The 8,391-nt window shown below is 51.7% G+C and carries 11 protein-coding genes; 9 read left to right on the top strand and 2 right to left on the bottom strand.

Going from position 1 to position 8,391, the window contains the following annotated elements; genetic code table 11:
• Positions 1 to 189 precede the first annotated feature (189 nt).
• Positions 190 to 2,100, bottom strand: a complete 1,911-nt coding sequence (locus Pla144_RS22485) for a ParA family protein (protein WP_146452956.1) — start codon at positions 2,098 to 2,100, stop codon at positions 190 to 192.
• Between the two features lie 364 nt (positions 2,101 to 2,464).
• On the opposite strand from Pla144_RS22485, the gene Pla144_RS22480 reads away from it, so the two are divergent.
• Positions 2,465 to 2,665: a hypothetical protein gene (locus Pla144_RS22480; protein WP_146452955.1), complete on the top strand. Its 201-nt coding sequence runs from the start codon at positions 2,465 to 2,467 to the stop codon at positions 2,663 to 2,665.
• A gap of 179 nt (positions 2,666 to 2,844) precedes the next feature.
• Here the strand turns inward: Pla144_RS22480 and Pla144_RS22475 are convergent, their stop codons facing one another.
• Positions 2,845 to 3,231 (bottom strand): hypothetical protein, encoded by a 387-nt coding sequence (locus Pla144_RS22475; RefSeq protein WP_146452954.1) that lies wholly within the window; start codon positions 3,229 to 3,231, stop codon positions 2,845 to 2,847.
• 38 nt (positions 3,232 to 3,269) lie between these two features.
• Here Pla144_RS22475 and Pla144_RS22470 point away from each other — a divergent pair, with 38 nt between their 5' ends.
• The 8 genes from Pla144_RS22470 to Pla144_RS22435 are packed head-to-tail and all read left to right on the top strand — an operon-like array spanning position 3,270 to position 8,214.
• Complete coding sequence (locus tag Pla144_RS22470; RefSeq protein ID WP_146452953.1) at positions 3,270 to 4,613, top strand: ATP-binding protein; 1,344 nt, start codon at positions 3,270 to 3,272, stop codon at positions 4,611 to 4,613.
• Positions 4,610 to 5,032 carry a hypothetical protein gene (locus Pla144_RS22465; RefSeq protein ID WP_146452952.1) on the top strand — a complete coding sequence of 141 codons (423 nt, stop codon included), beginning with the start codon at positions 4,610 to 4,612 and terminating at the stop codon, positions 5,030 to 5,032. The genes Pla144_RS22470 and Pla144_RS22465 overlap by 4 nt, the downstream gene beginning before the upstream one ends.
• A complete protein-coding gene (locus Pla144_RS22460; RefSeq protein ID WP_146452951.1) occupies positions 5,029 to 5,409 on the top strand; it encodes a hypothetical protein in 381 nt (126 codons plus the stop codon). Before Pla144_RS22465 ends, Pla144_RS22460 begins: the two co-directional genes overlap by 4 nt.
• 58 nt (positions 5,410 to 5,467) lie before the next feature.
• Positions 5,468 to 5,698, top strand: coding sequence for a hypothetical protein (locus Pla144_RS22455; RefSeq protein WP_146452950.1), 231 nt, complete (start codon positions 5,468 to 5,470; stop codon positions 5,696 to 5,698).
• 52 nt (positions 5,699 to 5,750) lie between these two features.
• On the top strand, positions 5,751 to 5,996 hold the full coding sequence (locus Pla144_RS22450) for a hypothetical protein (RefSeq protein ID WP_146452949.1): 246 nt from the start codon (positions 5,751 to 5,753) through the stop codon (positions 5,994 to 5,996).
• Entirely contained in the window at positions 5,983 to 6,378 is a 396-nt protein-coding gene (locus tag Pla144_RS22445; RefSeq protein ID WP_146452948.1) for an E2/UBC family protein, read from the top strand. Before Pla144_RS22450 ends, Pla144_RS22445 begins: the two co-directional genes overlap by 14 nt.
• Before the next feature lie 11 nt (positions 6,379 to 6,389).
• Complete coding sequence (locus Pla144_RS22440; protein ID WP_146452947.1) at positions 6,390 to 7,865, top strand: HesA/MoeB/ThiF family protein; 1,476 nt, start codon at positions 6,390 to 6,392, stop codon at positions 7,863 to 7,865.
• A 37-nt stretch (positions 7,866 to 7,902) separates the two neighbouring features.
• On the top strand, positions 7,903 to 8,214 hold the full coding sequence (locus Pla144_RS22435) for a helix-turn-helix domain-containing protein (RefSeq protein ID WP_146452946.1): 312 nt from the start codon (positions 7,903 to 7,905) through the stop codon (positions 8,212 to 8,214).
• The last annotated feature ends 177 nt before the right edge of the window (positions 8,215 to 8,391 follow it).

Below are 8,391 nucleotides of genomic sequence, written 5' to 3'. Positions count from 1 at the left end.
ATTGATGCTGGTATCCGCAAGACTGCGACACGTCGCTGGTACCAAATGGGGCACGCGCAAGTACCTCGATATGGAGCGATTGCAAGAGACGACGAAGGAGACCAGCGGAGTGGCCTCGTAGGCCGCGCCCGCCCCCAACTCCTCCGCTGCTACGCAGCTACGGAGTTGGGGGCGGACCTACCGGCAGGGTTAACCCCAAAAACAAATGTGCGCATCTTGACGGACACTACCCTTGTTTTTCCTTGAGTCCTCAGCATCTGTCAATATTTGTCGGTGGAAAAAACGCTGCAATTGGACTGAGAACCATAATCGCACTACTCTGATAACGCACGCATTTCCTTCTGCAGACCATATACCAACCAACAAGATTAGAGCCATGGCACCTAGCATTAGGTAACGCCACAATGGTCCTAGGAGGTTGTAGGTAATGCCAGCGAAACCAATAGCTGGTATGAGCGCGATAAGAAGTAGAAAATGCGAAAATAGTCGTGTATCGTATGTTAGAGATCGATATACGCCTGCGTCGTATAAGCTACTCTGGAGTTCTGCTGGGTAATTGTTAATTGCGCAGGCATCTATGTACCAACAAATACTCCGACATTCTCGGATAACTTCTTTTATCAAACCAGCGATGAGAGAGAATACCAGGCATACAATTAAGCTAGCGACAATTTTCAGGACGAGCAGTAGCTCAGGTTGTTCTTGCTCTTTAGAAAGCACCTTCACAAAAGTAATATAAAAGATGAGAAACAACACGAAGATAGTCAAGAGCGTGAAAATTGTCCGTGTATCAAAACTTCTCAGTCCCGGGTACCACGGATTGTCATAGTTTTCCAGATAGGTACGGAGCTTTTCTCTTGCGATTTGATTGTCCTCGTTAGCATAGGGAAATGCAGCTTCTGCCTGAGACAGGATTCCCTCTGAAGCAAGGCGGCATACGAGGTGCTTTGTTGCCAGAGCGGTACGGTTTCCGCCCCTCCGCTTGATCGATGTGGGAGCATAGGATTCCAGCTCGTCGAGTCGCATAGCCTCTAATTCTGGGAGGAGAAACACCGGGTCACTTTCTTCGGAACTCACCTTCTTAGCCGACTCTTTGGTCGGCCAGCTCAGTTGAGCTAATTCGCCTGCTGTGATAACAAGCTTCTGGCAATCTGCAACAGTTCTTGGAGATGGGATGCGATTCAATGCAAATCGCCAAGCAGGTGTGCGCGACATATGCTTTGATCGAGCCTTTGCGTTGAGACGCTGTTGGCGGGATTGAATCTCCCATGCCAATAGCCAGTTCGCCTGCAAGGTCGAGCTATCGCAATCCGAGACAAGAATATTGCAGTCAGCCTCATTACAGACCACGTCTGTGAGTGCCATGAGTCCTGGATGAGTATCAAGAATGATTACATCGACACGTAGTTCTGAAAGCCGCTCAATTAGCGAATCGATGGCGTCTTGCGCATCGTCAAGCGACCAGTCGACGAGTATAGGACGCGCTTTCAGTCCCTGCGAAGCATTGGAGACTGGAGCATGCGACGGAATATAAAATAACTCCCCCTTATCATCAGGAGCTATCGGCGGTTCGATCTCACATGAGAAGACTTGTTTTTCCACGTCGAACGACTGGGATCCAAGCGCAAAATCGAGAAATGTCAGCGGCGAAACGGCTGATTGTAGAACCGGATTGAACCATCGAGTAGCCCCGAATGTAAACAAGTCGATGTCCACGAGAGCCACGCGGAATTTTGAGGCCAGTTCCACAGCGATACTCACAGCAACCAACGTCTTGCCGACTCCCCCTCGAATGCTTACCAACGTGAGGATGGAGGGTCGAACGGTTCCTCCATCTGCCTGTTTCGCTGGTTCAGGAATCGAGAGCGGCAAATTGATTGCCGTCAATTGCTCGAGATCAATTTGATCTACCTTCTGACAAATCCTAGCGATTACCCACTTGTCAAGTGGTTTTCCTCTGAGCGCATTATAAATGGTTGATCTCGAAACCTTCGCTTTTTTGGCAAATTGACTCGTACTACAGCAAAAGTGGTCCCTGATGACGTTGCGGAGAAGTTCCGCATTGATCGGTTGGGAATCTCGTTTTCGCTGCTTGGCCATTATTACCTAGCCTTCAGTTTCAAAAACTCAAATGTCCAACCACCTTGCATCTGAACAAGCGGTGGGCGCTCACGGGACGAATGCCAATTTTCCAAAGTTGCAGTGAGGCAAGAAGTTACCCCTTAACTTGCATTTTGGAGTAGGAAGTGAGCTGTACAAGTTAAAGAAATCCCCCGATTAACGCAATATTTCCGTGAGCCGCGCATTTTACTATTGAGTCGTACTGCTTGCCGCATTGGTTTGCGTCTGGAGATCTCGAACGAATTCAGTGCGTACCTTAGCGGCCGGTATTTGACATTCGTCAACTTCGCCGCCAACGAAGTTGTCCGACGACCCTTTCCTGGCAGAAGAGGAGCTAATATCAATGCACGCAATAGAAATTATTAATTACCGGAATGCCAACGCATGCGGCATCTCTATTGAACAAAACAGAAAAGAGGCCTTGGCAGGCCAGTACATCAGGCGACCTAACGCAGAGGTCCACAAACGGGCTTCTGTGGACGATGCCGTGAATTCGACCAACGACTTCAACCTCTCTACCGAACAGAAGGAGAATTCCCAATGAACACCCCCTGGCATGCTTCAGTATTTCAACGCCTTCGCGATGGCATTTGCTTCGTTTTGTGGCTATCGCTCGCCCTAAATTGCGGAACCGCCGCCGTGTACAGCGTCATGTTCACGTATCGGTGGTTTCAGCACGCCTGGGAGTGGGCGTGTGATAACTGGTTTAACTCCCCGTGGTAATCAAGCAATCCACTCAGCCCGAATAGGAGCCTTTCGATGGATGAAGAAATCCGATCCGAACACTTCCGAAAGGTCGTTACCAACATGTGGACTGGCGAGGAGGTCGAGGTTGGCCGGCAGGACAAGGCCGATTTTCTCACGGAAAACAACGGCACCAGTTCTCATGTCACTGAGTGCGAGCAAGTGTTGCCGTGTGGCTGCAAGGCACCGACGGGTGGCGCTTGTTCGCAATGCAGTGCCGTTGTCTGCAGCAACTGTTTGCGGCGTTGCCTGTGCGGGGCTCCCCTCGGGCCATGCCATGCTAAGAAATATGTCGATGCCGTCGGTAATATCTTCGACTTGTGTCCTAAGTGCTTTGTCGCAGCGAGGCGACGTCGACTCTGGCACTTTTTTCTTTCCCCATTTGTGAGGTTTCACAACTAATCATGGCTAACGAAGGTCTTCCCAAACATATTGCTGATCTCATCTACGCCAATGAGCATAGTTTGTTCAATGACCGCCTTGGCAAGGCCGTGCTGCGTTCTATCAATCTCGGTGTGGCGCGTGAGTTTGAATATGGGATACTGCAATCACGCGTTCTAAAAGATCGTATTCGACAGTTGCTCGGCCCACCATTTCGTAATCCAGGCGCGACTCGTGGCAATCTGGTATTGGGGCAAGACTTCGAAGAAAACGCGATTCGTTGTCCGGCCCAATACTTCAACGAGCATGCGCTGACGGTCGCGACCACGGGTTCGGGCAAGACGACCCGCAGTCGATTTCACATTTTGCAGATGGCTTGTCTGCTGTCTGGACTCTGGTGTTTTGATTTTCGCAAGCGGGAGTACGCAATTCTTAAGCCATATCTAGAGCGAGTAGGCGTTGAATTGATTGTGGTACCCGCGCGGCAAATGCGGATAAATCCCTTGCATGTCCCGAGGTACACCGATCCGAGAAACTATGCGTCGATTATGGCGGACGGCCTCGTCGGCGTGCTCGACTTGCCCGCCAAGGCAGCTCGTTTGTTGCACTTGATCATTCTGGAACTCTATCGCCAGTTCAGCGTGCTGGATGGTGGCCAAAATTATCCCACACTTTTTGATGTTCGAGAGGCCGCGGCAGCCGACAAAGGGGCCCATGCCGAATCTCGTCGTGCGATCGTTACGAGTCTCAACCCGATCCTCGTCAGCTTGGGCGAAGTACTCCGGTACCGCTTTGCCTGGACGTCCGAAGACCTAGCAGGCTTGCACTTGGCATTTGACCTTTCCGGGATTACCGACATTGAACAGAATCTCCTGCTCAATGCCTTGCTGCTACGCGAGTTCCGCTCACGATTGGATCGGGGCATATCTAATCCCAAGATGGACTTGCTGGTAGTCTGCGATGAGGCGGCTCGATTATGCTCAAGTGGCGACAGCAGTGTCACTGATCTCATCGGTGCCATCCGTGGGACGGGGATTGGACTCGACCTGAGCGTGCAATCAGCCGACCTCACTCGGTCAATCTTATCGAACACGCCCAACAAGTTTCTTGGTCGCTGCGCTTCGGCGAACGACTACGACACCATCGGAGCGGCCATGGGGCTGACGACTGACCAGCGCCGCTGGCTCACGACGAATTTGATTCCCGGAATGTTTGTCGGCTGCCTGGGGCAAGGGCAAGCTCTCCGTCGGCCATTTTTGTTTCGCGTACCTGACCTTCGATTCAATCGTCGAAACGGCCAGGACCAACGTGCCAGTAATCATGTTTCCCATCTCTTTCCCGCGAACCATAACCCATTCGAGCAATGAACACACAAACTTCACACGACGCTCACAACCATTCCAATCTGGGACCTTTGAAAGATTTGCCCACGATTGAGGCGGCTGAGTTTGCCAACTGGACGCCGGAGGGTAAGGCACCACAGTCACCTTGCCAAGTGAAGCCAGCGTCAACTCCAAAACAAAACACAGCCCTGCTTAGGCTTTTGCGGGCTATCGTCGATCACCCCGGCATGCCGTCCAGCAAGTATCCCAAGCTCACCCAGATGAGCCCCCGTAAGGCGGTTGAAGTTAGAAAACAACTGGTAAAGCAAGGGCTGGTCCGAGAGACCGAGCTGCAGACGAAGGCGCGCGGTCGGGCGGCAATTGTCCTCACGCCCACCGAGGCAGCCGTTGAGGTTCTCCATGCCCAAGATGCAGACCAGTTCACAGGAGGATCAACAGCATGAACGGCGGCTACATCCACGATCGCAATATATTGGACCCGCTGGTACACGCGTTCCAGGAAACGGGCGCAAAGGTGCAGTTGCAAAGCCGCTCGCACTCTGCTGGCCACATCGGCTACTGCGACCTCACTGCTCGATTCCCGGATGGCCTGTTCGTCGCTGTCGAGATCGAAATGACCACTCGTCGAATCGCTAACGACATCCAAAAGGCCATCGATTTAGGAGCGGACGAATTGTGGGTCGTCGTCCCCAACCAGAAGGTTTTGCGGGCAAGTAGACAGCGTCTGCAGCAGCTTGCCCCGGGACCGGACGTGCCCGTTTTTATTCTCACTTTACCCCAAGCACTGAAACGAGTTAGCGATTGTATTCCCCTGCTATAGCTTGGGAGGGGAAATCAGGAAATCAGGAAAACAAATCCCATTTTGGAGGAAAATCACGATGGAAATGAAATGGCCGAATGTGGCTGCCTTTGCCCTGGCAATTATAGCGTTCTTTACTGCCGTCAACATGCACGAGGACATTAGTGCCTTTTTCGGCATGATGCGGCACCTCGGTTCGAACTCTTCGATTTCGAACCGGACGCACGGTCTCATGGCATTTGGGCTAATACTAGTGGCACTCATGGGCGTACTGAGGATTTTACTGAACAGCCAAAATCGTAAACCTTAGCAAGCTGTTTTGTGTTTTTTTCGTTACTCAACTCGAAAGCAGGAGAAATATCATGCGACAAATGGTCAATGGCAGAATGGTGGACGTACCTCTGGAGCATGACGGGTCCGTCGACTCAGACACGCTGCGTGAGGTTGCCGCAATCCCGAAGAACAGAACCTTGGTGCAGCAGCTTCCCACGGGGGAGAACCTCATCGTCAATCCCGGAGAACGCATTCTGATCAACCCTAGAGATTATTTTCGAGACATCCCAGACCACGTGCGTGGTAAAAGGAAATCGAGCAATGAGCACCCTTGATCGTGATCTCAGGAATCTGTCCCGGGCAGGATTCTCTCTATGGATCGATGAGCGAAGGCGGTTCGTCATCGTGGAAGGCGTGCACCTGCCCCATGGGTATGACCGCCCAAAGATACCTGTGCTCATTGAATTGCCAAGTGTGTACCCCAGTCTTGCACCCGGTGTAGGGAAGGATCGCATTTATATCCCTGGCGACATCCGATATCTAGGCTACTGCTTGCGAGATGTCCATACTGGCGCCATTCCTCGTTACCATACGCCAGGTTGGAACGGCTGGGCTTGGCTTTGCTACGAGCAAATCGCCTGGAATCCATTACGCGACGACATGATTGCCTTCATTGAGATGGTACGAGCGAGTCTTACTGACCCTGAAACTCTCTAGGAGAAACTGAAATGAAACGAGCTCTTCATAATACGCCCGTAGGCTTTGGCCCTGAAAGAGTATTACGCATTCGCCAACATGAGGCGGAGGAGTTGTTCGCGCACATGCGACAAGATGAACGAAAAGAGCAAATGGCCTTTGGGCTCGGCTACCATCAGCAGACGGCCCAGGGGACCATATTTCAAGTCAATGACATTATCTTACCCGATGAGTCAGATTTGGCACACCAATCGGCGGGTGGCGTTACGCCGACACGCGAGTTTCTGAGTTATGTTTACTTTCAGGCTTTCCAGACCAAGCAGGATATTATCGAATTCCACACGCATCCTGGTGCGTGCGTCCCGCATTTTAGTGGGATCGATGAAACCTATGCATATCCCAACGCCGAGTACATGTCGGAACACCTACCCGATCCGATCACCTTGGTGCTAGTGGTTGGCAACAACCGCTTTGATGCGTTCGATGCGGTTGCGTGGGATCGCGACCTCAAATCGTTTCATGACTTACAACGCATCGAAGTACTCGGTCGCCCTTCAGAAGTGCATCTTGTGGGAGTTCGTCGCAAGGACGCTCCAAGTATTGCCGCATTCTACGATCGGCAAGTGAGAATTCCAGGATGGAATCAGCAAGGACTGGCTCAGCTGCGCATTGGCATCGTGGGAATGGGTGGCAACGGGGCTCATCTGTTCCAAACCTTGCTTCAAATGGGGGCAGCCGAACAGGGATTCTTTGCACTGGTCGATGCCGATGAAGTCGAAGCTTCGAATATTCCTCGTATCCCTTACGCGACCCCTGAGGATGTAGGGATGCCCAAAGTGACGCTCGCTGCACAGTGGGCTGGCAGGCGTAGTTCAGCGATTGCGATTTACCCGTATCCATGCATGCTTTCCGAATCTGCTGCACAAGATCGGCTCAAGAACGCTACCGTGTTATTCGGCTGTGTCGACAATGATGGTGGCCGCATGATGCTCAATGACTTGGCCATTCGATACGGCATCCCTTTAATCGATTTGGGTTGTGACGTGATTGTTGAGGATGAAGAGGCAATCGTCGGAGGGCAAGTGAGGGTGGTCTTGCCCGGCGAAAACGCCTGTCTCGTATGCTGTCATGGGTATGACCCCGCCCAAGCGGCAATCGATCTGATGGATGCTCGCGAGCACGCCCAACGTGCCGTTCATGGTTACGTTCGTAATTCATCTGTAGAAGCTGCTCCGAGTATTGCCAACCTTAATTGCCTGACTGCACAAGCTGCTATTGCTCAGCTCTTGGCAATCGTGAATGGAAAACAGTTTGGCAATTGGGATTATTTTCATTTCGACCAGTCAACGCTCAGTACGATCACCGCATCCACCAAGCACAATGAGGAATGTCCCTGCTGCGGTCGGGAAGGAAACCTAGGTAAGGGATATCGCGATGAATGCGGAAGTTGCAGTTCTGAATTGTTGCTCACCCATATCGAACCCGAAACCGTCGATAGTGAGTGGTAAGAAGCAATATGCATATTACACCACATAGAGTTTTCCAATGGACGCAAAAGGGGCTGAGAGAATTACAGACATCACAAATATCCTGACGCAACTCAATGATCGGTTATCCAGAATTGAGACTGCACTGAACGATGGGCGCGAGCCTGCGTTCCAAAAAGAATGGTATACAGTGGCTGAAGCAGCCGAGATCCTAAGCAAGGCCCCCTTTACTGTTCGTGAATGGGCTCGACTTGCTCGAATCAATGCCATGAAGCGCCCCAGTGGCCGAGGAGCAGCCTCAGAGTGGATGATCTCTCACTCGGAGATTGAGCGGATCCAAAACAAAGGGCTGCTTCCTCGTGATTTGTAGAGCAAGGTCGTAAGCATGTATCGGCTTGATTTGTCGAAGAACAAGAGGGCCCCTACGTAGAGCTTCGATACTGCATCGCTTAGGATTTTGCTGAAGTCGTAGCGAGTACGAATGATTGCACTGCCATGAATGGAAATCCGAAGAACCGCCTGAAAATATAGCACCAGGCTGCGGCTC

The organism is Bythopirellula polymerisocia (assembly GCF_007860015.1).
GTDB lineage: Bacteria > Planctomycetota > Planctomycetia > Pirellulales > Lacipirellulaceae > Bythopirellula > Bythopirellula polymerisocia.
This window is presented reverse-complemented; position numbering and strand designations above follow the sequence as displayed.